We start from the raw sequence: 24,889 nt of genomic DNA on the forward strand, positions 1-24,889 counted from the left end.
CCGGAATCCCAGAAATTTCCGTCAGCCCAGCTCCAGTCCCGCCACGAGCGCATCCAGGTCGATGAACTTGCCGTCAGTCTGGAAGGTGTAATGCCCGTTCAGCAGGATGTGCCGCCAGGCCGCTGGCGACATCTGCGTGATCAACGCCAGCGCCTTGGCATTGCCAGCTGCCTCGTACTTCGTCAGCAGCAGGGACAGGATCGCCGAGTTGTAGAAGATGATCGCGTTGCCGATCAGCCTGGCGCACTGGTTGCTGATCTCGATTTCGATGTCGGTGCGGCCGGTCAATTCCTTCTTCCCACCGACTTGGGCGATGGTCGAGCGTAGCTGGTGATAGGACTCAATGCGGTTCTGCGAGCGGTGAACATTACGCTCCAGTTGCGGGTCGCGCAGGTAGCGCAGTGTGTAGATACTGCGGATGAGCTTGTCGAACTCGAAGATTGCGCGCCGCGTCGGGTTCGGCGCCGTATAGGTGCACAGCTTGCGGATCAGCGTGCCCTGCGTCATTTCCTTCAGGCCCAGTGTGGCGACGATTCGGTCGATGTTCGCCTTCTCACCGACGATGAGTTGCCGGTCGATCTGGCCAGCCGGCCGGATCAGGCATTTCTCGTACAATGCCAGATCATCGGCGCAATACAGCTCTTGCAACTGGTCGTCGAGGTCGGTGAAGCGCGGCTCGAAACGAAGTCCGAACCAGTGCAGGATGGCGAAGTTGGCCTTGTTGATGCTGTGCATGTCGCCGGTGATCGCGCTCGGCACGATGTCCGACGTGTTGCGGTACCAGATGTCGAACACGTGGTGAGCCTCGTACTCGTGTGCGCCTATCAGGTAGCCGTTCAACGGCACGTGATTGCACAGCAGCGTGTAGGCGACGACGCCCTTGCCGCGGCCGAAATATTTGCGCGAGTAGCGCGCCTTCACAGTTGGTCGCTCGACGCCGAATTTCTGCCCATCAACGGCACCGTACAACGAATCGAGGTCGAACGAGTAATGCGGGAAGATCGGCAGTGCGGCGATGGCGTTGCTGATGCAATCGTTGGCCACATGTAGCGTCGCCTGGCGCAGGTACTGCTGGTAGGTACTCTCCAGGACGTGGTACGGGATGTCGCTGGTACGTGCCATAACCTGGTTGCCGTGGTTCATGGCTTGGGCAATGATCACCGCCATCAGACTGTCGGCGTCGGCTACCTTCTTCGCATAGCGTGGCTGCAATGGTGTCAGCGCCGACAGGAACTGGCACTGGCCGTTGACGAAGCGAAACACGTCGGCGACATCGCAGTATGGCAGTTGCTCGTAGAGAGCTTGCTCGCGCGCCTTCTGGTTCTCCCCCTTGGGCTTGCGCCAGGTCAGTCTCTGCGTGTCCTTGTCGTATTCCAGGTGCGTCAGCTTGCCCTGTTTCAGCTCGCGATTGAACGCCACCCATTGCGCACGCAACTCGGCCGCCAGTGCATCGAGCTGGGCACTGACCGGCTGCCGCAGGAAGGGGATGTCCATCTGCGCGAGCACAGCGGCTTTCTCGTCCATCGAAACCAACTCGTCGGACAAATGCCGGTGCTGCAAGCTGTCGTCAATGTAGAGCTCGCCCGCCTGGAAGCGTTTCCTGACCTGACGGTAAAGCCAGAATTCGTAACGATCGGCATGCAGGCCTGTCGGCGTGCCTTCGGCATCGAACATCAGCAGGTACGGACGCAAGCGTTTCGGCAGCGTTGCCGCCGGACATTCGTCGAGTGGCCGTTGTGATAGGCGCTGCTGCTTGGCGAACACGCTCTTGGCCCAAGTCAGCGCCGCGAGCCATGGGTTATCGGGGGCCGTGCCGGCGAAGTCGAGCGCGACGTACAGCGGCCGTAGATGGCGTCGAATGCGTTCGGCCAGGCCGTCCACCGCCTGCCAGTGCAGCGCCAGTTTGTTCAGTGGCTTGACGCTCATGCGCTGCGCCGTGTTTTGCAGCAATTCCCTGGACATGATTTTGTAGGCGCGTTGGCGCACCTCGCCGAACGGCGTCGGATCGGCCACGCTGTCGTCCACGTACAGCGACAGCAGGCGGCCAACCTGCGGCGTTTCCTGATGGCGTCGCAGCTGTTCGGCGACAAAGGACTGTTTCGCACCCGTGCGGCTCTCGTCCTCAAGTTTTTTCATGTGGAAGGCCATCGCGTCGACCAGGTTGTCGGTGAGCTGCCGGTAACGTACCCAGGCATAGCACAGCAGGTAGAGCCGGGTCTGCTCCGCCTTCAGGTGGCGCAGGTCATGGACGGTATAGAAGTTCGCCAGGCTCGCGTAGTACAGCAGGTTCTGCTGCGAGATGCCGAGCTTGGGCAGCAGCGCCTTGGCGATCCCGTGCAAGGACTTCAGCGTGGCGCGCTTCTCGCGCTCCCCTGCCATCTGACGCCAGCCAAAATCTTTAGCGTCCTGCTTGAGCGCTGCCAGTTGAGACAGGGTGTCGTCACGCACCAGGAGCTGGCCCAGCGCAGCTTTGGCCGATTCGTCCAACACTTCTGCCAGCAAGCCGCCCAAGCGCCTGCGTTCGGTGGACAGGGCTTCACTGACCAGCTCTTGTAAGGTGGTGTGGCCGGGCCGGATGATTTTGTGCTCGCTGAGCCAAACGATCAGTTCGGCGGCCACGAATCCTGGCATTACGTCGCGCCGCACGATCTGTTCAGCCTGCTGTGCCAGTTGCGGCAGGAAGCTAGCCGCCCACGACCGGTAGCCGAACAGTTCGGCGATCTGACCCCTCTGGCTGTAGTGCTCATGCTTGGTGATCGCCTTGCGTTCGAACGCTTCGCCGTGGAAATAGCGACTCAGCACGAAGGCGCAATCGTCCTCGACCTCATGCCAATCGAAGCGGAAGAAAGCATGCTTGGCCTTGAAGTAGCCGATCTGCAAGACGCAATAGACTTGGGCCTGCAGGCTAGGCCGGCTGCTGGCGAACGCCAGTTCAGATTCGGTCAACGCCAGGTATTCCAGCCGCTGAGCATCGTCGAAGTCCGGTAGGCCGTACAAGGCTTCCTGCTCTGCGTCAGAAAAGACGGTGAGTAGCTTATTCTTGTTGCTCATCGACCGTCCTTCCCGCACCACGCCAACCTGCTCGCGTCAATGTTTCGATCAACGTAGTGCGCTTGACATTGAAGTTGCGGCACACCGCCGCCTTAGACATGCCGCCATCGAGCGCGGCGACGATGGCGTCCAGCTTCTCACCAGTGATCGCCTGCGGCCGGCCGCCGATCCGGCCGCGTTTGCGTGCGGCGGCCAAGCCCGCGACGACGCGCTCCTGAATCAAGGCGCGCTCGTACTGCGCGAGCGCACCGAACACCTGGAACAGGAATTCGCCCGAGGGCGTCGTAGTGTCCAGGTTCTCTGTCAGCGAGCGGAACGCCACCCGCTTGTCCTTGAGCGAAGTCACAATGGCGAGCAGGTGCGACAGCGAGCGACCGAGCCGGTCGAGTTTCCACACCACCAGCACATCGCCGGCTCGAACGAACTCAAGCGCCCGCGCCAAGCCGGCACGGTCATCCTTCGCGCCAGAGGCACGATCCTCAAACAGGTGACGCGGATCGACGCCGGCGGCGAGCAGCGCGTCGCGCTGCAAGTCCGTGCTCTGGCGGTCGGAGTCCGACGACACGCGCATGTAGCCAACCAACATAGGCGGATAACCATCAAAAACAGGTTTCCGCATAATAGTGAATAGCGATAGAGTTTTCCGTACATTTTTGAGGGGGTGTTGCACAGGTAGCACAGCGGCGGCTGACAGCCTGTCGCAAAACAAATGTTTTACGACACCTCCTTGAGGTTGCCGCGTTTACATCATTACCTGAACAGGTATAAAATTCCGTCATGACAAACAAAGAAAAACCGCTCGAATGGATCGCGAGCAGCCACAAGGATTTGATGGCGTTGCCGTCCGACGTGCGTCGCCGTTTCGGTTACGCGCTCTCGTTGGCGCAGATAGGCGATCAGGATGACGCAGCAAAGGTGCTCAAGGGGTTCGGTGGTGCCGGCGTGCTGGAGGTCGTCGAAGACGATGCCGGCGGCACCTATCGAGCGGTATACACGGTCAAGTTTGCGGAAGCGATGTTCGTCCTGCACTGCTTCCAGAAGAAGAGCAAGAGCGGAATCGCCACGCCAAAGGCCGACATGGACATCATCCGCGCTCGGCTGAAGGTGGCCGAGGTATTGGCACAGGAGCTACGAAATGCAAAAAGGAATCATTGAAGGCGTCGAGGTTCAGCGCAGCTCGGGCAACGTCTTTGCCGACCTTGGACTGCCTGACGCTGAAAAGCTCAAGATCAAGACCGGCCTGGTGGTCGAGATCAGGAGGGCCATGCGCGCCCTTGGGCTGACTCAACAAGCGGCGGCCAAACGCATGGGCATCCCGCAACCGAAGGTGTCGGGCATGATGCGCGGCGACTTCACCAATCTATCCGAACGCAAGCTGATGGATTGTCTGAATCGCCTCGGCTACGACATCGAAATCAAGGTACGGCCAGCAGCCGAGCCGATCGGGCATCTAACGCTCGCAACCGCTTAATCGGAGCTCTCCTGATGGCAGCCCGCATCACCGACGACGAATGGGACGAACTGACTCCCGAGAATTTCGATACCACGGCACTGCTGCGTGCAGTCGATGCCGTGGACGTGCTGCGCGGCGATTTGAATGACAGCGCAGACGGCGCACCTCCGCAACTGCGCACCGACCTGTTGAAGCTGCATCAACTGGCAATGGCCGCGTTCAACGAGGGATCACGCAGCCGAGTGGCTGAGCTATTTGATCTCGCCGTGGATCTTCAGGATCAGGTTGATCATCTGATGACCTCGCTGGAACAAGTGCAAGAAACCCTGTCCCGGTTGACGGCGCTCTACCCAGAAAGCCTGTCCTGAATGTTCTTGGAGACAACCACATCATGAGCCGCAGCCGCCGCAAAACGCCCATCGTTGGGCACACGACCTGCCGTAGCGAGCGCGAGGACAAGAAACTCTGGCATCAGCGCTGGCGAACCCACGAGCGCACCGCGCTGGCCAGCGCGTCGCCGGAAGCTCTATGCGCCCATCTGCCTCTACTGGAAAACCAGGTCAGCAACGTCTGGTCGATGGGTAAGGATGGCCGCTCCTACTGGCCCATCAAGCGCCAGGCCGCCACGGCGGATCGCATTGCCAACCACAAGGGACGCAATCCGCAAGAGCGCGCCTCCCTGAAAAAGCGTCTGCTGCGCAAGTGGATGAGCAAATGAACCTGTCCACCATCGAGGCGCTGGCTATCGCTTGGGCGCGAATCGCTGAAGAAGCAGAACTCCCAGCCGGCTACGAGGGCACGGCGACGCCAGAGGCGCATCGGGCCTGCGAGGTGATCCAGGAGCGGATTCGAGAGCACGTCGTCGCCACCAATGACATGCGGCTGTTCGGCCTGCTGCACCTGCTTGGGCAGGCGTCGCTGCGCATGGAGCAAGCGCTGTGGCCGGAAGAATATGCGCGGATGACCCGCGAGGTCGAGGAAGCTCTCCGAGAGGCCGACGACCCCAACGCCAAGTCGTACACCCACGAAGAAGTCATGCGGGCGATGCAGGAACTCATCGACCAAGCGCGAGACAAGCCATGTTGATCGGCTGACGGAAATTTCTGGGTTTCCGGCTTACAACCCCATCCACTCGATGGGCATGATGTCGGTGAAGGGACGCGGCCCGTAGGCCGGGAAGACATGCAGCTCGAGGGCGCCGATGATTCGTCGGGCGGTGCCTTCCTCCCAGCGCGGCTTGCGAGCGTCATACCACTCGCGAGCCAGCTTCTCGAAGGTGTTGGTTGCGGCCAGCGCCTCGGCGGCCTTGCGCTCACGTTTGGTCACCATAGGGCTCTTGCCGCTGGCGGCCTCGGCTTTCAGCTCCGCAGCCTTGGTGCGGCGGCGGCACCGGTCACGGCAGGGTAGGCGCCCAGGCCAAGCCAAGACCATTTGCCGTCGGGCTTGTTGTAGCGAAGCTCCCAGCTTTTCTGGCCGTTGGGTTTGACGCGGAAGTACAGGCCGTTGCCATCCTGCTCGCGGTAGACAGCGGCTTCAGGCTCGAGGCTGGAGAGGGTGGTATCGGAGAGGGAGCGACGCTTGATGTCCTGGCGCTTCATCCTTGTATGCCTTTGGTTCGAATTTTCCCGCGGCATACACATCGGCATACACGGTGCGGTGGAATGACCAGAGACTACATGGAACCACCAGAAACAACAAAGCCCGCACTGGGCGGGCTTTTGAGGCTGTTTTTAGTACCACTTGGGGCAACCAGAAACAAGGGAATGGTCGGAGCGACTGAATCCAGCTCTTTCACCGAACGGGTGGCCGGCTGGTCGCAACCGAGGAAGCGCACGCCCTGATGGTGGACGATAAGCTGTTCGTGGGCATGGATGCCATCGAGCACCGGATCAAGAGCCTGAAGCAATCCGGTACTGGAAGGCTGGCCATTGCGGTGCATCCCGTGGTCGGCAATACCTTCACGCCTCGGGCGCTGGCGGAATTTGATCTAGCGGAGCGGGATATTCGCGTGTCCTTACGTGTGCAAAGCTCGCGAGAGGTACATCAAGAGGTATCCGCCGGTCTTTGCGACTTCGGGGTGATGGCGGATGAAATGCCTGTGGTTAGGCTCGAACATTCCGAACTCATCAATGAACCTGGTGTGATCGCTTTGCCTAAGGGGCACCCGCTGATTGACAAGTCTTCGATTTGTGCCAAGGACCTGAGTGGCTACGACTTTATCGCCCTCAATCCGGAGGACAGTGGCCGGCGTTGCTTAGAAGTGGCACTCGACCTGGAAAACGTTTCGCTCAACGTCCGTGTCGAGACGGCCGATGCACACACGATCTGCAGTACGGTTTCGCAGGGTATTGGTATCGCCTTCATCAAACCTTTGGCTGCGGTGGATTTTATTGATCGCGGGGTAGTGGTCAAGGCGTTCGATCTCGATATTCGAACGCGAAGCCTTCTCCTATTTCGTCCAGGGAAACCACTCGCGGAGTCGGCTAAAAAGCTGCTGGCTTTCATGCGGGTCCAGTTGGCGAGGGACCTGAAGCTCGTGAAGCGATATCTATAGATATCTCACTGGATGAAGAGGGTGATAGGAGCGGTAACAGCTGATAGTCCTTTCTTGTGAATCTACAGGAAGCGCGCCCGTTATTCGTTGGCAGTACCTCTCTAAGGTAACCAGCGCAGCTACAGCTAAGCACCGGATTCGCTTCCGAAAATATACCACCCCTGCACGTGCCCCTTACTCCAATCCCCCCTGCACCCCCTCCACCCGGGCTCCCCCCATTATCGGCCCGCGCCCCGCGCGCGATAGAAGGGAAAGGGAAGGAAGAAAGAGAAGGAAAAGAAGGAAGGAAAGGGGGCAGAGCGGTCTGGGGTGGAAGGGGGAGAGGTTGGATAGGGGCTTGCGTTGTACAGGGGTGGTATATTTCTGTGGTTGGAAACGTCGCCCGTGAGGAGGGCACCGCCATGTACGAAGGGATCCAGCGTGCGCACCAGGTGCTCGTCGAGCAGCTGGCCAGCTTCAATTCGACCTGGCCAGGGTTGGTGGTCGACGGCCGCGTGTGGCAGGTGCCGCTGCTGAATGAGCAGAAGACGCCTGACGTCCTCGAGGTCCAGGAGGTCGACGGCCAGGCTGCGATCGCGCTGGCCACCGCGGCCTTGGCCAGCCACCAGCGCGACGTTGGCCAAGCCGCCGGCACCGTCATGCGCCTGCCGGGCTACTTCCGCCTGCAGGCGAGCGTGCTGCCACAGGTGTTGGCCATTAATGCGAGCAAGCAGGTTGTCACCGACGAGATCGAGGCGCTTCGCGTCGCCCTAGGCTACACCCCCGAGATGCGGCCGCGGCTCTTGCGGCGAGCCCTGGGCGCCGGCATTACCACCAAGCAGCTGCAGCGCACCATTCATGCCTTCGACGGCGCGCCGCGCCGGATCTCGTTCACCTGGGCTGGCCACACCACCAGCAACCAGCGGGTACCGGTGGCCACCGTCCGCGAGCAGCTGCAGGCGGAGGCCGAAAGCAGGGCGCAGCACCAGGGAATACCGATCGAGCACACGCCCGAGTACCAGGATCTGCGCACGATCGCGAACCTGGCGGACGACCAGGTCCTGATCAAGCACAAGGTCGTGGCGCCGCACCCGCGCTGCACGCTCTGGTTCGGTGAGCGCGGCGAGAAGTGGGACGCCATCATCAAGGCCAACCTGCCAGTGTTCGTGCTCGCCGGCGAGACTGAGCCCAGGGTCTCCGCACTGCGGGACTTTGATCGCGCCGCCCGCGGCCGGCAGCGCGGCGATGTGAAGGCCCGGGCGGAGGTCTGGGCGGAGCGCAACCTCTATCTGCCCACCGGTGGCCAGAAGATGGAGGTGGTGGAGGGTAATCGGGTGCCACTCAGGACGCCTTCGACCTATCGGCTGGGCGGCATCACCTACGAGTCACCGGCCTAGCGCCTGCGGTCAGCCGTGGCTCCCGAGCAAGATATCCGTCACCGCCACGGAGGCAATCCGGGTCGGCCCTGCAGGCATCGGTCGGCCCGGCTCCCTGCCTAGATTGGAAAGGGCTGCCATCATCAAAAAGATCACCATCACGAAGATCGAGAGATCGACCAGGTGCTCCCACCGTCGCACCTGATCAGGCCACCGCTTTCGCAACTGCGCCCTCGCAACGCTCACGACCACTACGAGCAACGCGGCCCGTTTGATCTCTTGATTCGTTAGCATGCGGGCATCCTTTTGCGGCTTCCACACGACGCTGACAGCGGGCAGCGCTGCAATAGAAATCCTTCACGCCCCAGCGTGACTGGCGAGCGCTCCTTTAGCACAGCGTGCCCTCTACGGGGACGAGGCTGCCCTTAGACCGCATCGTCCAGCTGACGACCGAGCAATGCAGGTGGAGGTGCAGATGAAGCTGCCGCCGCACACCCCTAGCCTTTTTATTGATCAGGGTTATCGGAAGACCCGCCCGGTCTTGGCATCAAGATAAAGACGGTTCGCTACGGTCATTCCCCCGCAATAGGTGAAATAGACGCTCTGACCTTTCGAGTTCGATGCCATCCAGCCGCCGGTTTCTTGAAAGTCAGATGTAGTGCAAGTCCCCTGGTCTATTAGCTCGCGCGCTGCCTTCCTGAACTGTTCACCGTAGCGTCGATAGTCGTCAGAACCACTAACCAACTTGTCATCACCTTCGGTACCCTCGGCAGGATCGGCTGGACGGTTCGCAGTAAGTGCCTTCGTGTTGACCCACTCCGCGAACTGCCCATTTACTATGCCATTAGAAGGTGTGCAGGCGCTGTTGCCACTCTTCACGTATTCACTGACGCCTGAGTAGCAAGAGGCCGAATATGGCTTGGTGATCCGAACCCAATCCCCCTTACGCTCAAAGACCTCTACCCCTTCCCTAAACATCAACACGCCGGCGGTACCGCACTTTTCCGATGGGCAGGTATGACGGGCGGCGCGATCGCTCGCAACCCACAAGGTTGAGTCGGCAAAGGCCAGGCTGGTTGAAGCGATGGTGACGGCTGTCAAAAGCAGTCTAAAGGTCATATGGAATCCCTTTCGCGCGATTTTCAATAGGGGCAGTTGCTCAAAAATCGCGAATCTTCTAGATGTTGCTATTGCCCTTGAGTGCTTCATACGACTGATCTTTCGACCAGTATCACGTATGTATTGAATCATAAAGCGCGTTTTTTTTACTCGATTGGTTGGATGTCCCGACAAAGGCGATGGACCTCGCTAACGCTATGCAAAAGCCCCTTTAAATCCAGTATCGATGGTCGAACGGCGGGCGCAAGGGCCACCAAGCAGGCGGTCACTGCCTCGAATGAAGCGATCTGAAGCGCATTGGGCTACACGTCCGAGATGCGGCCGCGGTTGCTCCGGCGCGCCCTGGGCGCCGGCGTCATCACCAAGCAGCTGCAGCGCACCATCCACGCATTCAATGACGCGCTGCGGCGGACCTTATTCAACTGGACTGACCACACCACTAGCAATCAGCGAGTGCCGGTGGCCACCGTGCGTGCGCAGCTGCAGGAGCAGGCCGGAAGTAGGGCGCACCAGCAAGGGATACCGATCAAGCAGACGCCCGAGTACGAGGATCTGCGCACGATCGCAAACCTCGCGGACGACCAGGTGCTGATTAAGCATCAGGTCGTGGCGCCACATCCACGCTGCACGCTCTGGCTCGGTGAGCGCGGCGAGAAGTGAGACGCCATCATCAAGGCCAACCTGTCGGTGTTCCTGCTCGCCGGCGAGGCGGAGTCCAAGGTATCCGCGCTTCACAACTGTGATCGTGCCGCGCGCGGCCGCCAGCGCGGCGATGTGAAGGCGCGGCTGAAGTCTGGACAGAGCGCAACCTCTACGCCAGCGGCCGCAGGCCAGCGAGCGAACTGCGCTCAACCTATCGGCACGGCGGCGTCGCCTATGAGGCCCTGGGCGAGCTAGGCGCTCGCATGGAGGATTAGCGCCGCGGCCGGGGTTGCATTTCCACCACGTCGGCTACGTTCTGCTGAGGCACACAGTCACCCCAACCAGCGGACGACCACATGACCAAGTACAGCTTCAAGAAGCGAATCGGGACCGATGCCAGCGACCCTGAGTTCGTGCTCCAGCACTGCGGGGCGCCGACACGCATCCAGATCCAGGACTCTTCTAGCTGGGGCGGCGGCTATGCGGTGTCAGTCGATCATCTGGATGACGAGGTCGAGCCACATCTTCAGTGGATCGCGCTGTCCATCGCAAGCTTTGCTGAAGCGACACGCGTGGCTATCGGCCATTTCGAGGCGAACCCTCTCGCACGCGATCAAGTCGCCACGCCTGGCGCAGAGCCTGGCTCCCATTAGCGGCGGCTCAGAGCACGGAGGGAAGGGCGCATCAGCGGCGCGAACGGCGGCTAAGCGACCCTTGCGTTCTTGAACTGTGCGTTACCATTAGCCTATCAATCAAGGAGGCGCACTATGCACCCCATTATTGCTGGCGAAGTCAGAAAGATCGAAGCTTTACTAGAAGGCTATCTTGGCCTTCCAGCAGACACTATCGATCTATATACCTTTCAGATCGATAGATTTAGCAGCGTCGCCCCATCGATTCGTAGAACCGTCGAGCGCGTGAAGTTCGTAGCATCGCTGACCAATGTAAGCCAGGAAGATATTGCATTCGCAGTCAACGCTTCAGATTATATTGAGCAGGAAGTACAAAAGCCTCGCATTCCTCCGGCCTTTCGCCCACTTTGCTCTCTAGAAAACGCAATCATCAATCGCCCCGCTGCCAATCTATGCCGGCACTTAGGACTGATAGGCCTTTCTTTCTACGGCATTACCTATTGCAATGCAGACGTTTTAGCAGGCCCGCAGCTAGTTTACTTCTACACGTTAACTTCATTGCTGATTGCATCACTGACTATGCATTTAACCCACCGAGTCCAAAGTGTAGTGACGTTAGTGTCAATACCGGTAATGACAATTATTGGAGTGGAAACCCTTCTGGTCTTCCAGCCACCAGCGGCAGTTTTTATGCTTTACTTCTTGCTTTCGCTGGTAATGCTTGTATCGCAGCTTCAAATGTCAAACTCGTCGAGTTCATCCGTTCACTCGGTACTTATCGATCCAAAATTCAAAGACCTATCATCCCAACATCCTGATCCATTAGATTCAGCGGACCCATTCAAAATAAGCGTGTATCACACCCCTCAAGAAGTTATGAGAAACCTAGAGGGTAATCACAGCATCAGCGACCCAAACCGCTACCACTAAAAAAAGGCCCGCAATGCGGGCCTTTTTTGCAATTATCTCAGCTTGAAACCTTCTCCGTGATCGTCACGTTGATTCAACGTAACAACGTCAGCGAGGGTAGCCCCAGATCCATTATCGTAGAGCCCTGCCTGGACAAGATTATCAAACGATCCTCTGGCAACTTCGTCGCTATAACCTCTTTTGCTTTCGCTTTCTCGGAAGATGCCCCAAGTATTGTTGTCGACTGTGCCCATTCTCGCCGCAGCAAATACTTCTGCTTGAGCATCGTTGAGATTCAGCCGCTTACCCTCGTTGACATAGTCGGCATGCGTACCGCCGGCGTTGAAGACTGACCCCGCCCGGTTCATCGCTTTCTGCGGTATGCCTCCTAACACCGACTCTCCCATATCGTTGACCCTTTTGCCTTTGTCGGCCAAACGACCCTCCGCACGCTCACCAGCCTCGCTGGTAGCGCGGTTGGCGTATACCTGGCCATCACCGGCAACGATCTCACCTCGACGCGCGTGCTCCGCAGCGATCTTGCCGTGATCCCTTGCTGCGGCATTTCCAGCGTCGTATCGGCTCTCAAACGATCCGGAAGACACGGAGTGGCCTGCACCACGCGTTTCCGAGCGGAGGTCACCAACCTGAGGGCCCTTGAGGCCTTCAAATTCGTTGTGCGCCAGCGACGTTGGGCTAGCACCAAGCTCGCCACCGGAACGGGGATTGCTGTACATGTCTCGATCTACTGTCCCGCCCGTCAACACGCCTAGATCATTGTGCTTGGCCAGCGTATGCAACGCCGCCGCAGTATCTCGCCGTGAAGGATCGACCGTATCGAACATCCGCTTTGCTTCTTGGAATTCCTGCCCATAGTTGTTCATAGCCTCGGCAACGACGGCGTCGGCTTTACCTTCTCTTTGCAACTTTCCTGCCCAAGCATCTGGGGACATAGATAGCTGCATACCGGTGGATTGAAGATAGCTTGAGGTCTCTGAATACTGTTTCTGTGCGGATATTGCTTCTTGGGCAGATTTGGAAAGGCTCTGTTGGTCAGCTTGTGATACGCCTAACTTCTCGGAATTCTGGAAATTCTGTGCAACCGAAGAAGAGTTCTCTTTGCGCAGAGCATTCGAAACAACTTCGGAAAGTCCAGCCGACCGAGCATCGTTCATCACGTCACTAGCAGTCTTGCTGTCGTTCCTCGTTGACGAACTTTGCATATTAGCGCCGATGTTTGCAGATCCGCCTAATTCGACCCCACCCTTGGATTTGCCGTCTTCACCAGTGGCAGCCCCAAGTTTGCCAAGGCCCAATCCTGCGCTTACATTTCCTCCAGTAGCCAGAGAGGCAACGACAGCGTCAGTCTGCGCCTGCGAATACCCCATATTGCGCATGTTGCCGACCGCTTTTTCGTAGCTGGCATTGTTTGTTAGACCGAAGGAATTTGCGAAGGATGAACCGACAGTAGCCTGCTCTCCCAGTGTTTTGGCCTGTTCCATCTGGCGCCCATAGGACGAAGTTAGGCTCTTGGCGAAGTTCTCAGAAGCGCTCTCTGCAGTTGCCTTTTGCGACTGTGCGGCATTGCTCAGCGATTGGCCGATATTGATCGAGCCACGGGTAGTCTCAGAACCGGTCTGGCGGGTCCCATTGACGAAGTCGTTCGTCATGTAGGGCGTAGTCGCCAAGCCTTCGGTGGGCTTCACGACGTCAGGCGTAACGATCTTCTCGTTGATCTGATCCGTGCCGCCGAGGCGCTGGGCCATGCTCGTCAACGCAAATGCGCTGCCGGAAACCAGGAACATGCTAATCACTGGTACCGAGGAGGCCATCAGGCCCGCAACTCCGATCGCGCTGTCCAAGGCCGGCAGCATCTGCTTCAGCATCTCGAATGACAGGGCGTTGCCATCTGTCACCGTGCTGGTCGTCGCGAGCAGACCTTCCATGACCGTGCCCGTGTACCAGTTCGTGTACAGGTTGACGATCGCGAGCATCGGCTGCCACAGCATCATCCAGCACAGCATGGTGATGTACTTGGTGATGAGATTCATGCCGAACGTGCCCATTACGAGCAGGAAGGCCATGAGCGGGGTGATCGCATAAATGAGGCCTTCGAAGAAGGTCAGGAACGGGCGAACGTACCGGGTGAACATCGAGCCCTCTGCGGCCCACTGCGTGGCCTGCTGCGCCTGAGCCTGGGCGAGCATGATCGCGTAGGCACTCTGCTGGTCTTCCAGCGCTTTCTGGGCGGGTGCACGCTCGAAAATCGGCAGCAGAATGGACGCCATGGTAAAGGCACGTGCATCCGCCACCTGGAGATTCAGGCCGCGCAGCGCATCGTCCACGCGGGCGGTCAGATCGTCACCTGTAACGACTTTGCCAGGCTTCTGGAACGCTAGTTTCGAGACATCATCCATGACGCCCGGCTGAGCCGAGACGCTGAGCGCCTTGAGGCGGGTATGGGCCTGGGAACAGTTGTAGTAGGTGCCTGTGCCCGTCTTGCCCTCGTAAATCTCGGTACCGTAAACCTCGCTATCGAAGCGCATAGCGTCGATCGGGCTATTGCTGCGCATGAGGGCGCCATAGGCAGTCATGTTGCGCCCAACACCGACAAGGGTGCACTCCTTGATGTAGTTCGTCCATGAGCGGACGAAGTCGCCGCCTGCGTTGCTATCGCCCATCACAGACGGCATAGCCAACACATTGCGCGTCGCGCCGCGGACCTTCATCAGGGTGGTGAGGGGGTCAGCAAATCCATAGGTAGTCATCGCCGGCGTTGAGAAGGCCTGCTCCATCTCCTTGGTGAGCTTGTAGCCGATGTTGGAGACCACGGAGCCCACGAAGAGGGGGCCGATAGGCACGTTGTCGACCACCACAACGGTACCGTCATAGACGTCCTCTACGACGGCGCGCCCGGTAGGCCCGTAGAGCGCCATGTAGAGGATCAGCGCCACGCCAACCTGTTGGAAGGGAATAGCCTGGTTTTTGAAGACCGCCTGGAATCCCAGGAACAGGGTACCGATCAACAACCCAACCTTGGCGAGGGACTCGATGCTGCCCGACCCGGAGATCATGGCTACGGCATTGAGGATGCTCTCCAGGTAGGTAGCGGAGCCAATGGAATAGATAGAGAACTCCATCACTCAGCCCCCTGCACAGGTTTCTCGACGTTGATAAACGCCGCAGGCGGAGGAAGCGATCGCATGCGCGCCTGATAGTCGAGCAGCAGGTCATTCTCGTTGCCATACCGGGTGAGCAGCACCTGGTATTCCTGCATCAGCCGTTCCCTCGCCTTACCGATGAAATCACCGGCAGGCATGCCGAGCTTGTCGACCATCTTGCCTTTCGTGATCACGGCTTCGGCCGTATCGATGTACGACTTGACGAGCGAGTAGGCGCCCTCGAGCGCCAGCATCTTGGAATGGCCGGTAACAAAACCCTTCGCCATCGACTCGCTGCCTTGCGATAGGCGTTGCACCATCGCGGAGAAGCCTGGCTTTTGCATCATGTTCAGCAAGCCGGTCTCATCGGGACCAAAGGTGCCAGTATTCGTCGCCCACTTCGTGACGATGCCAACCGAGTTTCCCGAACCGTTGAAGATCTTGATGATCTTCTGGGCCAGGCCGTCGAAGGCCAGGTTAGAGAGCTGGGGCTCCAAACAGACTGCATCTTCCTTGCAGGAATAAACCTGCACCGACTCGGTCTTGACGCCCTCGACAATGTCCTGCAGCGAGATACCCGTGGGCATGAGTGGCTTGGTGACGATAACCCTGCCCTTTCCATCTTCGGCTTGCTCCAGCCCGGGAATGATCACGGATCCGGTGAAGGACATGATCAGCTCGTCAGTTTGTTGAGAGCCGTATTTGAAGAACTGCTGGCTGTTGTACTGCTTCATCGCGCACCAGACGACGTTGCCCGTGTCCTCGCAGCTCACTACGTTGCCGGCGTCCGTCTTCATCTCGATCGGCGACTTGGAGTTGCTGCTACCCGAGAACAGCGATCCGAAGCTATCGGCCAATCCCTTGATGGTGTTACCGGTGGCAGTCTGCATGTTCTCCTTACCTTCGAAGGCAGAGAACGCGTCAGTGACCAGGCCCTGGGCGAGCTGGCAGCTATTGGACATGAGGCCGTTCAGGTCCTGCATCGTCTCCTGCAGGTTGGCGATGGTGTTCTCCACCGTCGGCCCCATCGCCTTGAGCGCCAGCTTGAATGCATAGCCCGACGCTACGCCTACCGAGTTGGAGGCAATGGAGCGCAGCGACTGCACGAATTGCTGAGCGTTGATGAACGAGAAGGAGCCGGCGAACATGTCGATGCCGCCGCAGCCGGCCTGGAAGGAGGGCGGTCGGAAGGAAACGACGGGTGCCGTCGCTATCTGATTGCGGATCCGCATCGAGCCGCCACTGACCACGCCCCGCGTCGCCGTCTGGAACATGCCCGGGTCGGTGCTGTTGGACATCGAGTTAAACATCGAGTCCAGCTGGCTCTCGATGTTGGCGTAGGCGCCCAGGGGGGCGAGAGACACAACCAGCACGGCTGCGCACAACGACTGCTTACTGCTGCGCCTCATGGGGCACCTCTCCATCTATGGTCTTGCGGGCGAGCTTGCGGCGCATGCTCTCAACGAATGCGGCGGGGTCTTGGTCGATCTGGTCCTGGCTGAGCCCATCGTTGTCCTCCAGGGTCAGCAGGCCGTTGTCGAAGAACGGCTGCGTTGAGGCGAAGGTCTTCTGGTCGATGAGCGCCGCTTCGCGCGCAGCGATCAGGACCCGGTTGAACAGCACGTCCAGGGTGATGGCGCCGTAGCCGACGATCTCGGTGCGGCCCGGCGGGATCGCCAGTGCGAGGGCAGGGGCCTGATAGACCTCGAGCTTTTTGGCCTGGCCATCGTCCGTGCGGTAGTTCGGGAACAGCCCGTTGTCGAGGGGAGCGCCGTCCAGCGAGACCGGGATGATTCGGATCCCGGTGGCCGCGGTCAGGGACTGCAGCACGGCCGCCTGCTCCGCACAGAGCACGCAGTTGCCCTTGAAGAAGAAGAACAGGCCGACCTTGTTGGCCAGGCCTTTGAGCACCTTGTCCCGGTTGTTCGAGACCTCCCGATTGAGCGCATTGGCCGCATAGGTGGCCACCGGCCGCCGGCTGTCCTCATCGAGGAAGGGATCACGCATGATCACCTGGCTGGAGCGCTCGGAGAATTTGGACGACTTGTCCATCATCACGCGCTGCAGGTAGTAATAGGCCTGCACGTTGGCATCGGTCGGATTGTCGATCGCGCGATCGCGGTATTTCGGCAGGTTGTCCCTGATCCAGGCCACGCTGAACAACTCCGGCCCTGGCGGCGCCGGCGGAGCGGCCGGCGGTTCAGCCTTTTGGATGGGCGCAGGCGGGGGCGGAGGAGGGGGCGGCGCCTTTGCCTCCAGCTCAGGCTCCTCATCGGGCGGATCCTTGTACCAAAACCAGCCCTCTGCCTTGCCGCGGTAAAAGCTTTCACTACCAGGTGCAGCGAAAGAATCTTTCACGCCGTCCGCAGCGCTGTCCGCCGCGCTAGCGAGGGCTGAAAAGACTGCCGGCCAAAGCGCTGCGGCAACGGCTATAGCCAAGAGCGCGCGCCTCATTTCCTACCGTCCAGGTACAAGGCGACGGCAACGGTTGAGTACACCCAGCGCGAGCCTCGCTTGCGCCGGTGCGATCCGATCGCACTGACCCATGGCAGGTGTTGATAGTCGGCATTGCCAATTTTTTTGCTGACATAGGTAACGCTGTAGCCGAGCGCGTCAGCAACCTGTGCGACCGGCATCAACGGTCCATACGCCTGGAGAAGCTTGGGAAGGTGTTTCGATGGGGCGCGAACGCTCTCTAGCGAGCTACGTTGACTGTCCAAGAAGGACGCGACGCCGTGCGTGCCATAGACCCAAATGAGGCCTTGTCGCCGGCGGTGTGGCGCGATCGCGGCTACCCAGGGGAGGTGCTGGAATTTGGCGCAGCCGATCTTCTTACGGACATAGCCGACGCTGTATTCGAGCGCCTCTGCTATCTGCTCCGGCGTCATCACGTCGCCGTAGGTGTCCAGCAGGCCCGATAGGCTGGATGTGGGTGGGAACGAGCTCGTGACAGCTTCGGGCGTAGCCACTGACAAGGACATGCGCGCATCCGGAGTATTGATTAGATGCACACTAGGCTAGGGATTTGCGCGGACCAAAAGCGTTCGATTCACTCCCTTTTAGGGCGCTAACAGCGCTCGGGGCGGGAAAAATTGAAGCCGTCTGACCTATAAGCGATCAGCCACCCGGTCCCGTTTAATGATCACCAGGAATACGATGGCGGCGCTCATGGCAGCTTGCCCAGGGTGGCTAGCTTTGCACGATCCAGGAACGGCAGTGATAGCCGCTCGAAGCCGGCCACATCGTAGGACCGGTTTTCGCCTACCGGATGGAGCAGCCGCCACTTCCTCAGTTCCTCCCGCCGCTTAAAGGCCTCACTAGCATTTTCAGCAATGTTGCCCAGCTGTGGCTGTCGGGCATGGTATTGCTGCAGCTTGACCACCGCCTCATCGGCGATTTCTTCGCTGTCGGCAAACCAGAGCGTAATCAACTGGCCACCGCTGTGCCGCATACATACGGCATGGCCGAAACGCAGCCCGTTGGCTGTGCCGCTGTCATGGGTCATCGTTTTCATCCATCCGCTGTCTCTCTACCTCGAAAACCTTCCCGGCGACTCTAGGCCAAACAGGGCGGATGCGCACCAGTCGATTTAACATAAGTTGTATTATGCGAAGTGGACGTGTTACGGCCAAATAGTAATGTCGCGATCCAGCCAGATAGAAATGTCCCGATCACGTATTGCAGCTAGCCTACCGGCTTTGCAGCCGATGCGGAGCGATCAGGATGTCAGCCTACGAGCGGATCACGATGAGCCTACGTGAAGTTGGTCGCCTCAAGGTCATCCAGGCGGTGACCGAGGGGTTCCTTACGCCAACACGCGCCGCCCAGCGCCTGCAGCTGAGTTCCCGGCAGGTTCACCGCCTGGTGCAACGTTACCGGGACGCCGGCGTTTCGGGCCTGACCTCACGTAAGCGCGGCCAGCCCAGCAATCATCAGCTGCGGCCTGGCCTTGAGCAGCGTGCCGCCGCTCTAATCCGGCAGCACTACCAGGATTTCGGTCCCACGCTTGCGGCCGAAAAGCTCGTTGAATGTCACGGCTTACGCCTGGCCAAGGAAACCGTCCGGCGCATCATGATGGATGCCGGGTTATGGACGCCGCGTCGGCAGCGACTGCCCAAGGTGTACCAGCCACGCAATCGCCGGGCCTGCCTGGGCGAGCTGATCCAGATCGATGGCAGCGATCATCGATGGTTCGAGGACCGAGCACCGGCATGCACCCTTCTGGTCTACATCGACGACGCCACCAGTCGCCTGATGCACCTAGCCTTCACCCGCAGCGAATCGACCTTCAGCTACTTCCAGGCTACCCGGGCCTACTTGGAGCACCACGGTAAGCCCTTGGCGCTCTACAGCGACAAGGCCAGTGTGTTTAGAGTCAACAGCAAAGATGCTCAGGGTGGCGATGGCCACACGCAGTTCGCCAGGGCCATGTTCGAGCTGAACATCGATACCTTCTGCGCCAACTCCAGCCAGGCTAAGGGCCGCGTGGAGCGAGCCCATCTCACCTTGCAGGATCGCCTGGTCAAAGAATTGCGACTACGAAACATCAGCACTGTCGACGCCGCTAACGCTTATCTGCCGCTTTTCATGGCCGATTACAATCGCCGCTTCGGTAAAATTGCCTGCTCGGATTTCGATGCGCACCGGCCAGTACGCGACGACGAGGACCTGTCTCTAACCTTCACATGGCGGGAATCGCGGCGGGTATCGAAAAGCCTCACGCTGCAGTACGACAGACGTCTCTATGTCCTGCACGACACGCTACAAGCACGAGCTTTAGCAGGCCGATACGCAGAGATCTATCACTACCCTGACGGCCGGATTGAGGTCCGTTCAGCAGGGATTCTCTTTTCCTACGAGACGTTGGATCAGTTGCCTGAGGTCAGCCAAGGCACCATCGTGGAAAACAAGCGGCTGGGCCACGTCTTGCAGGCCGCGCAGCGGATGCAAGAGCAGCGCGATAGCCGTCGGTCCCAAGCGGTACCTGGCAATCCAAAGCCAACCAAAGCGCAGCGCCAAGAGTCGCCGAAGAAGAAGGCCAAAGATTTCATGCCGGAGGATATCGTGGCTGCCCTCGATAAAAGCCGGCCTCCGAAGCGTAGCCGTCATGCGTCAGTCAATCAGCGCTGAAGGGCTCAGTGCGCTTGTAGCGGCCGGGGCCGCATACGACGTGCGCGCAATTCCAGGTCCCGAGGGCCATGGGTGGCAATTGCAGGTGCGTTATAGCAAAGAGAGCCGACATTTTCCTCTCCGCTCCCGGCGCGAATTAATAAGGGTGTTTCGGTCACTCGATGCGCTCAATAGGTATGCACAGGGTATTGGAATACGAGGGTTCAGGATCGAAACCTGACTCTTTTGTAATCCTCGGCTCAGTCAACTGAAAGCTTTCCAGCGCTACCTTGTGGTCCGCGGCATGTGCCGCTGTATTTGCCCAAGGTGCTTCGTCATGAACGTTTCTAAAGCTGTGTTCCTCGCTCTTGCTTTAACCCTTTCCTCGTCTGCTTTTGCTGAAGGGGGCGCCGATCGCGTCTTCACTCGCATGATGGACGCCCAACAAGCAGCGCAAAGCAAGAAAGCCGAGCCGAGGCTAGCTGGCACGTCTGCAGAAAAAAAGATGAAGACGGCAAGGCTTGCTGCTAGCGAAGCGGCCTACCCAATGCTTACAGAAATGTAATCGCGCCCTACAAAGCGCTATGACATCTTTCCGCCTAATCTTCTAACTCCTGTACACGGCACCGGTGCCGTCCTCGCTACCAGGACCTGCTCGTATGGAATCAAGAACCTCTCGACGTACCTTCGTCAAAGGCCTCACGGCCGCCGGCATGCTTGGTGGGCTGGGTCTGTGGCGTTCGCCCAGTTGGGCGGCGGCTGGGTCGACAACGCCCCGCACACTGACGGGTACAGAGTTCGATCTGTCGATTGGCGAGATGCCGGTGAACATCACCGGGAAGCGCCGTACGGCGATGGTGATCAATGGCGGATTGCCGGGCCCCCTGTTGCGTTGGAGGGAGGGCGACACGGTGACGCTTCGCGTGCGCAACAGGCTTGATGCGGCTACCTCCATACACTGGCATGGCATCATCCTGCCTCCAAATATGGACGGGGTACCGGGACTGAGCTTCGCGGGTATCGAGCCAGGCGGCATGTATGTCTACCAGTTCAAGCTCCAGCAAAACGGGACCTACTGGTACCACAGCCACTCCGGCTTCCAAGAGCAGGCCGGTGTGTATGGGCCTTTGGTCATCGAGGCTAAGGAGCCGGAGCCGTTCAAATACGATCGTGAGCATGTGGTGATGCTGACGGACTGGACGGATGAAGATCCGGCTTCGCTGATGCGCACGCTGAAAAAACAGTCCGACTACTACAACTTCCACAAGCGCACCGTTGGCGACTTCGTCAACGACGTGGCTGACAAGGGCTGGGCCGCGACGCTGGCGGATCGCAAGATGTGGGCTGAGATGAAGATGAACCCCACGGACCTTGCGGATGTAAGCGGCGCAACCTACACCTACCTGCTCAATGGCCAGGCTCCGAACACGAATTGGACTGGCCTGTTCCGCCCTGGCGAGAAGCTACGTCTTCGATTCATCAATGGCTCCGCCATGACGTACTTCGACATCCGTATCCCAGGCCTGAAGATGACCGTCGTAGCGTCTGATGGCCTTTACGTGAATCCGGTTGAGGTCGACGAGCTTCGTATCGCCGTGGCCGAAACCTACGATGTCATCGTCGAGCCCACAGGCGAGGCTTACACGGTCTTCGCCCAGTCAATGGATCGTACCGGCTATGCCCGTGGCACCCTTGCCGTGCGGGATGGCTTGGTGGCTCCAGTCCCTGCGCTTGATCCTCGCCCCTTGGTCACGATGGACGACATGGGTATGGGCGGTATGGACCATGGCGGTATGGACCACGGCAGCATGAAGGGTATGGATTCGGCGGCCGGTGATGATATGCAGACCATGAGCAGCATGGAAGGCAGCCCCATGCCAGCCATGGACCACAGCAAGATGTCCTCTATGCAGGGCATGGACCATGGCGCTATGGCGGGGATGGACCATGGTTCGATGTCTGGAATGGCCGGAATGACCATGCAAAGTCATCCCGCGAGTGAGAAGAACAACCCGCTGGTCGACATGCAGGCGATGACCCCTACCGCCAAATTGAATGACCCCGGCCTGGGTCTGCGTAACAACGGACGTAAGGTACTCACCTACGCCGACCTCAGAAGCACTTTTGAAGACCCTGACGGCCGCGAACCAAGCCGTACTATCGAGCTACACCTGACAGGACACATGGAGAAGTTCGCTTGGTCCTTTGATGGCATCAAGTTCTCCGAAGCTCATCCTCTGGTTCTGAAATACGGGGAGCGGGTGAGGATTGTGCTGGTGAACGACACGATGATGACGCACCCGATTCACCTGCACGGAATGTGGAGTGACCTGGAGGACGAGGAAGGCAACTTCCTGGTTCGCAAGCACACCATCGATATGCCACCCGGATCCAAGCGCAGCTATCGCGTCACCGCCGACGCCCTGGGGCGATGGGCCTATCACTGCCATCTGCTGTACCACATGGAGATGGGTATGTTCCGCGAAGTCCGGGTAGAGGAGTGAAGCTAGTGACCGCGTTGAATCGACTCCACGTTTGTTCGCTGCTTGCCATCACCAGCTTCAGCATCGCTTCGGTTGGTGCCTTTGCTGCCGAAGCGGGCAGTTCTGACCTGGACCACAGCCAAATGCAGGGGATGGATCATTCCAAGATGCAGGGCATGGACCACAGCCAGATGCAGGGAATGGATCATTCCAAGATGCAGGGCATGGACCACAGCCAGATGCAGGGGATGGATCATTCCAAGATGCAGGGCATGGACTCTGGAATGACCACCATGGCGCCCAGCAAGCCGGCAGCCCTCGCTCAAAGCCGCACACCTATTCCGCCCATCACGGATGCCAACCGGGCGGCCGTCTATCAAAGCGGCAAAGGTCACACGGTCCATGACGATGCCCTCAACTACTTCCTGTTGTTCGATCAGCTTGAGTGGCAGGACGCTGATAACGGCAGTGTGCTGAGTTGGGACGTCAACGGTTGGGTAGGGGGGGATATTGATCGGCTGTGGATTCGCTCCGAGGGGGAGCGCACCAACGGCAAAACCGAATCCGCCGAGCTACAAGCGTTGTGGGGCCACTCGATCGGCCCGTGGTGGGACGTGGTGGGTGGCGTACGGCAGGACTTCAAACCAGGGCCGCCTCAGACGTGGGCCGCATTTGGTCTCCAGGGTCTGGCCTTATACAACTTCGAGGCCGAAGCGACCGCTTTCCTTGGAGAGGGTGGCCAAACTGCGTTGAGGCTGGAAGGCGACTACGACATCTTGCTGACCAATCGCCTGATCTTGCAGCCCACCGCCGAAGCTAATTTTTACGGGCAGAACGACCCCAAACGCGGAATCGGCTCAGGCTTGTCCGAGACGGAAGTCGGAGTGCGCTTGCGGTACGAAATTTACCGGGAATTCGCCCCGTACATTGGCGTTAGCTGGAACCGCTCCTATGGCAACACTGCCGATTTTGCCCGGGAGGAAGGGGAAGACCGCAGCGAAGCCCGCCTGGTCCTGGGCGTACGTATGTGGTTCTAACCAGACACCAAATCTCATTCCCCACGAACGCCCCTTGGGCTGTAGGAGTTCGCATGTTCAATCGTGCACCTTTCATCACGCTCTTTGCCGCTGGAATGCTGTTTAGCGCCCTGGCTCAAGCCCATCCCAAGCTGGTGTCTTCGACGCCTGCCGAAGGAACTGAAGGCGCCGCCCCGGCAAAGATCGAGCTGCACTTTTCTGAAAACCTGGTCACTCAGTTTTCCGGCGCGAAGCTGGTCATGACGGCGATGTCGGGTATGGAGCATCCGCCGATGGCGGTCAAAGCGGCTGTTTCGGGTGGCAGTGATCCTAAGACCATGGTCATCGCACCTGCCTCGCCTTTGACGGCCGGCACCTACAAGGTCGATTGGCGGGCGGTGTCATCAGATACCCACCCCATCACCGGTAGCGTGACGTTCAAGGTCAAATAGACATGGAAGATCCGTTCAGCATCGGACTTCGCTTCGCGTTGTATGCCGATTTGATGATGCTGTTCGGGCTGGCGCTCTTCGGTCTCTATAGTTTGCGTGGCCCTGAGCGCCGCTCGGGCATGGTGTTGCCCTTCCTGCCTTTGCTGGCTACAACCGCGGTGGCGGGTCTCTTGCTCTCCGCCGTGTCTATGGTGCAAATGGCCAAGGCTATGAGTGGCGTGGCGGAATGGGGCGAGGCCATGCCGCACGTTGAGATGATGATCGCCGAGACGGAGCTTGGCACCGCCTGGCTTATCCGTATGGCCGCACTCGTGGCCGCTGCTGTGGCCATTGCCTTCAATCCTCGTTGGCCAATGGCGAGCCTGACCGTGGTTTCGCTGCTGGCAGGCGTGGCGCTGGCCACACTGGCGTGGGCCGGGCACGGCGCCATGGACGAAGGCTCCCGCCGCTTCTGGCACTTCAGCGCAGACATACTTCACCTATGGGCCTCCAGTGGCTGGTTCGGCGCGCTGGTGGCTTTTGCCTTATTGCTGCGGCCCAGCAAAGTGGAAACGCGGGCGTCAGTCCAGATCCTATCGCGCACGCTTACCGGCTTCGAGCGAGCCGGGGCGGTGATCGTGGTGCTGATCGTCTTCACAGGTGTGATGAACTATCTGCTCATCGTCGGACCCCAAATCAGGGGACTGGCGCAAAGCACCTATGGCCTGCTGCTGCTGGGAAAGCTGGGCCTTTTCGGCGTGATGATCGGGCTGGCTTCGGCCAACCGCTTTCTCTTGAGCCCGGCATTGGAGCAAGCAGTCCACCAAGGCGATTACACGCGTGCGGCACGGTCTATTCGCTACAGCATGGCCTTAGAACTGGGTTCCGCCATTTTGGTGCTTGGGTTGATTGCTTGGCTTGGTACGCTATCTCCCGAGATGGAAGCGGGGATGTGAGTTTGCCTGGCCCCGTAG

25 protein-coding genes and 1 pseudogene are annotated in these 24,889 nt (G+C 59.3%); 16 read left to right on the forward strand and 10 right to left on the reverse strand.

Translation table 11 applies throughout. From position 1 onward, the window contains the following. Positions 1-21 precede the first annotated feature (21 nt). Positions 22-3,051, reverse strand: a complete 3,030-nt coding sequence (locus LRS53_RS22665) for a Tn3 family transposase (RefSeq protein WP_010799689.1) — start codon at positions 3,049-3,051, stop codon at positions 22-24. Beyond that, positions 3,035-3,637 carry a recombinase family protein gene (locus LRS53_RS22670; RefSeq protein WP_010465829.1) on the reverse strand — a complete coding sequence of 201 codons (603 nt, stop codon included), beginning with the start codon at positions 3,635-3,637 and terminating at the stop codon, positions 3,035-3,037. Before LRS53_RS22670 ends, LRS53_RS22665 begins: the two co-directional genes overlap by 17 nt. 191 nt (positions 3,638-3,828) lie before the next feature. On the opposite strand from LRS53_RS22670, the gene LRS53_RS22675 reads away from it, so the two are divergent. Genes LRS53_RS22675 through LRS53_RS22695 form a run of 5 tightly spaced genes read left to right on the forward strand, consistent with a single transcriptional unit; the run spans position 3,829 to position 5,590 of the window. Further along, positions 3,829-4,206 (forward strand): type II toxin-antitoxin system RelE/ParE family toxin, encoded by a 378-nt coding sequence (locus LRS53_RS22675; protein ID WP_203788600.1) that lies wholly within the window; start codon positions 3,829-3,831, stop codon positions 4,204-4,206. Further along, a complete protein-coding gene (locus tag LRS53_RS22680; protein WP_203788597.1) occupies positions 4,187-4,522 on the forward strand; it encodes a helix-turn-helix domain-containing protein in 336 nt (111 codons plus the stop codon). Before LRS53_RS22675 ends, LRS53_RS22680 begins: the two co-directional genes overlap by 20 nt. 14 nt (positions 4,523-4,536) lie before the next feature. After that, complete coding sequence (locus tag LRS53_RS22685; protein WP_000741275.1) at positions 4,537-4,872, forward strand: hypothetical protein; 336 nt, start codon at positions 4,537-4,539, stop codon at positions 4,870-4,872. A gap of 23 nt (positions 4,873-4,895) precedes the next feature. Next, complete coding sequence (locus LRS53_RS22690; RefSeq protein ID WP_000091614.1) at positions 4,896-5,222, forward strand: hypothetical protein; 327 nt, start codon at positions 4,896-4,898, stop codon at positions 5,220-5,222. Then, positions 5,219-5,590 carry a hypothetical protein gene (locus LRS53_RS22695; protein ID WP_023294894.1) on the forward strand — a complete coding sequence of 124 codons (372 nt, stop codon included), beginning with the start codon at positions 5,219-5,221 and terminating at the stop codon, positions 5,588-5,590. Before LRS53_RS22690 ends, LRS53_RS22695 begins: the two co-directional genes overlap by 4 nt. Before the next feature lie 39 nt (positions 5,591-5,629). On the opposite strand, the pseudogene LRS53_RS22700 reads toward LRS53_RS22695, so the two are convergent. Then, positions 5,630-6,102 (reverse strand): annotated as a pseudogene (locus LRS53_RS22700) (tyrosine-type recombinase/integrase); the annotation flags it as partial. Between the two features lie 242 nt (positions 6,103-6,344). On the opposite strand from LRS53_RS22700, the gene LRS53_RS22705 reads away from it, so the two are divergent. Further along, positions 6,345-7,058, forward strand: a complete 714-nt coding sequence (locus LRS53_RS22705) for a LysR substrate-binding domain-containing protein (protein ID WP_074585321.1) — start codon at positions 6,345-6,347, stop codon at positions 7,056-7,058. A 401-nt stretch (positions 7,059-7,459) separates the two neighbouring features. After that, positions 7,460-8,434 (forward strand): DNA replication terminus site-binding protein, encoded by a 975-nt coding sequence (locus LRS53_RS22710; RefSeq protein WP_231357404.1) that lies wholly within the window; start codon positions 7,460-7,462, stop codon positions 8,432-8,434. A 9-nt stretch (positions 8,435-8,443) separates the two neighbouring features. Here LRS53_RS22710 and LRS53_RS22715 read toward each other — a convergent pair whose 3' ends face one another. Next, on the reverse strand, positions 8,444-8,707 hold the full coding sequence (locus tag LRS53_RS22715) for a hypothetical protein (protein ID WP_231357405.1): 264 nt from the start codon (positions 8,705-8,707) through the stop codon (positions 8,444-8,446). Positions 8,708-8,932: 225 nt separating this feature from the next. Continuing rightward, positions 8,933-9,532 carry a hypothetical protein gene (locus LRS53_RS22720; RefSeq protein WP_231357406.1) on the reverse strand — a complete coding sequence of 200 codons (600 nt, stop codon included), beginning with the start codon at positions 9,530-9,532 and terminating at the stop codon, positions 8,933-8,935. 297 nt (positions 9,533-9,829) lie between these two features. Between LRS53_RS22720 and LRS53_RS22725 the strand changes: the two genes are divergently transcribed. The 3 genes from LRS53_RS22725 to LRS53_RS22735 all read left to right on the forward strand — a co-directional run bounded on the left by LRS53_RS22725 (position 9,830) and on the right by LRS53_RS22735 (position 11,736). Beyond that, positions 9,830-10,192 carry a hypothetical protein gene (locus LRS53_RS22725; protein WP_231357407.1) on the forward strand — a complete coding sequence of 121 codons (363 nt, stop codon included), beginning with the start codon at positions 9,830-9,832 and terminating at the stop codon, positions 10,190-10,192. A 338-nt stretch (positions 10,193-10,530) separates the two neighbouring features. Continuing rightward, complete coding sequence (locus tag LRS53_RS22730) at positions 10,531-10,827, forward strand: hypothetical protein (protein WP_231357408.1); 297 nt, start codon at positions 10,531-10,533, stop codon at positions 10,825-10,827. Between the two features lie 114 nt (positions 10,828-10,941). Continuing rightward, on the forward strand, positions 10,942-11,736 hold the full coding sequence (locus tag LRS53_RS22735; RefSeq protein ID WP_231357409.1) for a hypothetical protein: 795 nt from the start codon (positions 10,942-10,944) through the stop codon (positions 11,734-11,736). Positions 11,737-11,768: 32 nt separating this feature from the next. Here the strand turns inward: LRS53_RS22735 and LRS53_RS22740 are convergent, their stop codons facing one another. The 5 genes from LRS53_RS22740 to LRS53_RS22760 form a co-directional block, all read right to left on the reverse strand. Further along, the gene (locus LRS53_RS22740; RefSeq protein WP_231357410.1) at positions 11,769-14,855 is read right to left on the reverse strand and encodes a conjugal transfer protein TraG N-terminal domain-containing protein; all 3,087 of its coding nucleotides are present in this window, start codon (positions 14,853-14,855) and stop codon (positions 11,769-11,771) included. Further along, positions 14,855-16,285, reverse strand: a complete 1,431-nt coding sequence (locus LRS53_RS22745; protein ID WP_231357411.1) for a conjugal transfer protein TraH — start codon at positions 16,283-16,285, stop codon at positions 14,855-14,857. The genes LRS53_RS22740 and LRS53_RS22745 overlap by 1 nt, the downstream gene beginning before the upstream one ends. After that, positions 16,269-17,330: a conjugal transfer protein TraF gene (gene traF, locus LRS53_RS22750; RefSeq protein WP_231357412.1), complete on the reverse strand. Its 1,062-nt coding sequence runs from the start codon at positions 17,328-17,330 to the stop codon at positions 16,269-16,271. The genes LRS53_RS22745 and traF overlap by 17 nt, the downstream gene beginning before the upstream one ends. Beyond that, positions 17,327-17,857: a hypothetical protein gene (locus tag LRS53_RS22755; RefSeq protein WP_231357413.1), complete on the reverse strand. Its 531-nt coding sequence runs from the start codon at positions 17,855-17,857 to the stop codon at positions 17,327-17,329. The genes traF and LRS53_RS22755 overlap by 4 nt, the downstream gene beginning before the upstream one ends. Before the next feature lie 185 nt (positions 17,858-18,042). Beyond that, complete coding sequence (locus LRS53_RS22760) at positions 18,043-18,381, reverse strand: hypothetical protein (protein ID WP_231357414.1); 339 nt, start codon at positions 18,379-18,381, stop codon at positions 18,043-18,045. A 218-nt stretch (positions 18,382-18,599) separates the two neighbouring features. Between LRS53_RS22760 and LRS53_RS22765 the strand changes: the two genes are divergently transcribed. The 6 genes from LRS53_RS22765 to copD all read left to right on the forward strand — a co-directional run bounded on the left by LRS53_RS22765 (position 18,600) and on the right by copD (position 24,871). Next, positions 18,600-20,006: an ISNCY family transposase gene (locus LRS53_RS22765; RefSeq protein WP_231357415.1), complete on the forward strand. Its 1,407-nt coding sequence runs from the start codon at positions 18,600-18,602 to the stop codon at positions 20,004-20,006. 316 nt (positions 20,007-20,322) lie between these two features. Beyond that, positions 20,323-20,550 (forward strand): co-regulatory protein PtrA N-terminal domain-containing protein, encoded by a 228-nt coding sequence (locus LRS53_RS22770; RefSeq protein ID WP_074585333.1) that lies wholly within the window; start codon positions 20,323-20,325, stop codon positions 20,548-20,550. Between the two features lie 94 nt (positions 20,551-20,644). Beyond that, positions 20,645-22,489, forward strand: a complete 1,845-nt coding sequence (locus LRS53_RS22775; RefSeq protein WP_231357416.1) for a copper resistance system multicopper oxidase — start codon at positions 20,645-20,647, stop codon at positions 22,487-22,489. Positions 22,490-22,494: 5 nt separating this feature from the next. Continuing rightward, entirely contained in the window at positions 22,495-23,505 is a 1,011-nt protein-coding gene (locus LRS53_RS22780) for a copper resistance protein B (protein WP_017641153.1), read from the forward strand. 53 nt (positions 23,506-23,558) lie between these two features. Beyond that, complete coding sequence (gene copC / locus LRS53_RS22785; RefSeq protein ID WP_007163121.1) at positions 23,559-23,936, forward strand: copper resistance system chaperone CopC; 378 nt, start codon at positions 23,559-23,561, stop codon at positions 23,934-23,936. Positions 23,937-23,938: 2 nt separating this feature from the next. After that, positions 23,939-24,871 (forward strand): copper homeostasis membrane protein CopD, encoded by a 933-nt coding sequence (gene copD, locus LRS53_RS22790; protein WP_074585335.1) that lies wholly within the window; start codon positions 23,939-23,941, stop codon positions 24,869-24,871. The last annotated feature ends 18 nt before the right edge of the window (positions 24,872-24,889 follow it).

The organism is Pseudomonas sp. PLB05 (assembly GCF_021106615.1).
Taxonomy (GTDB): Bacteria; Pseudomonadota; Gammaproteobacteria; order Pseudomonadales; family Pseudomonadaceae; genus Chryseomonas; species Chryseomonas benzopyrenica.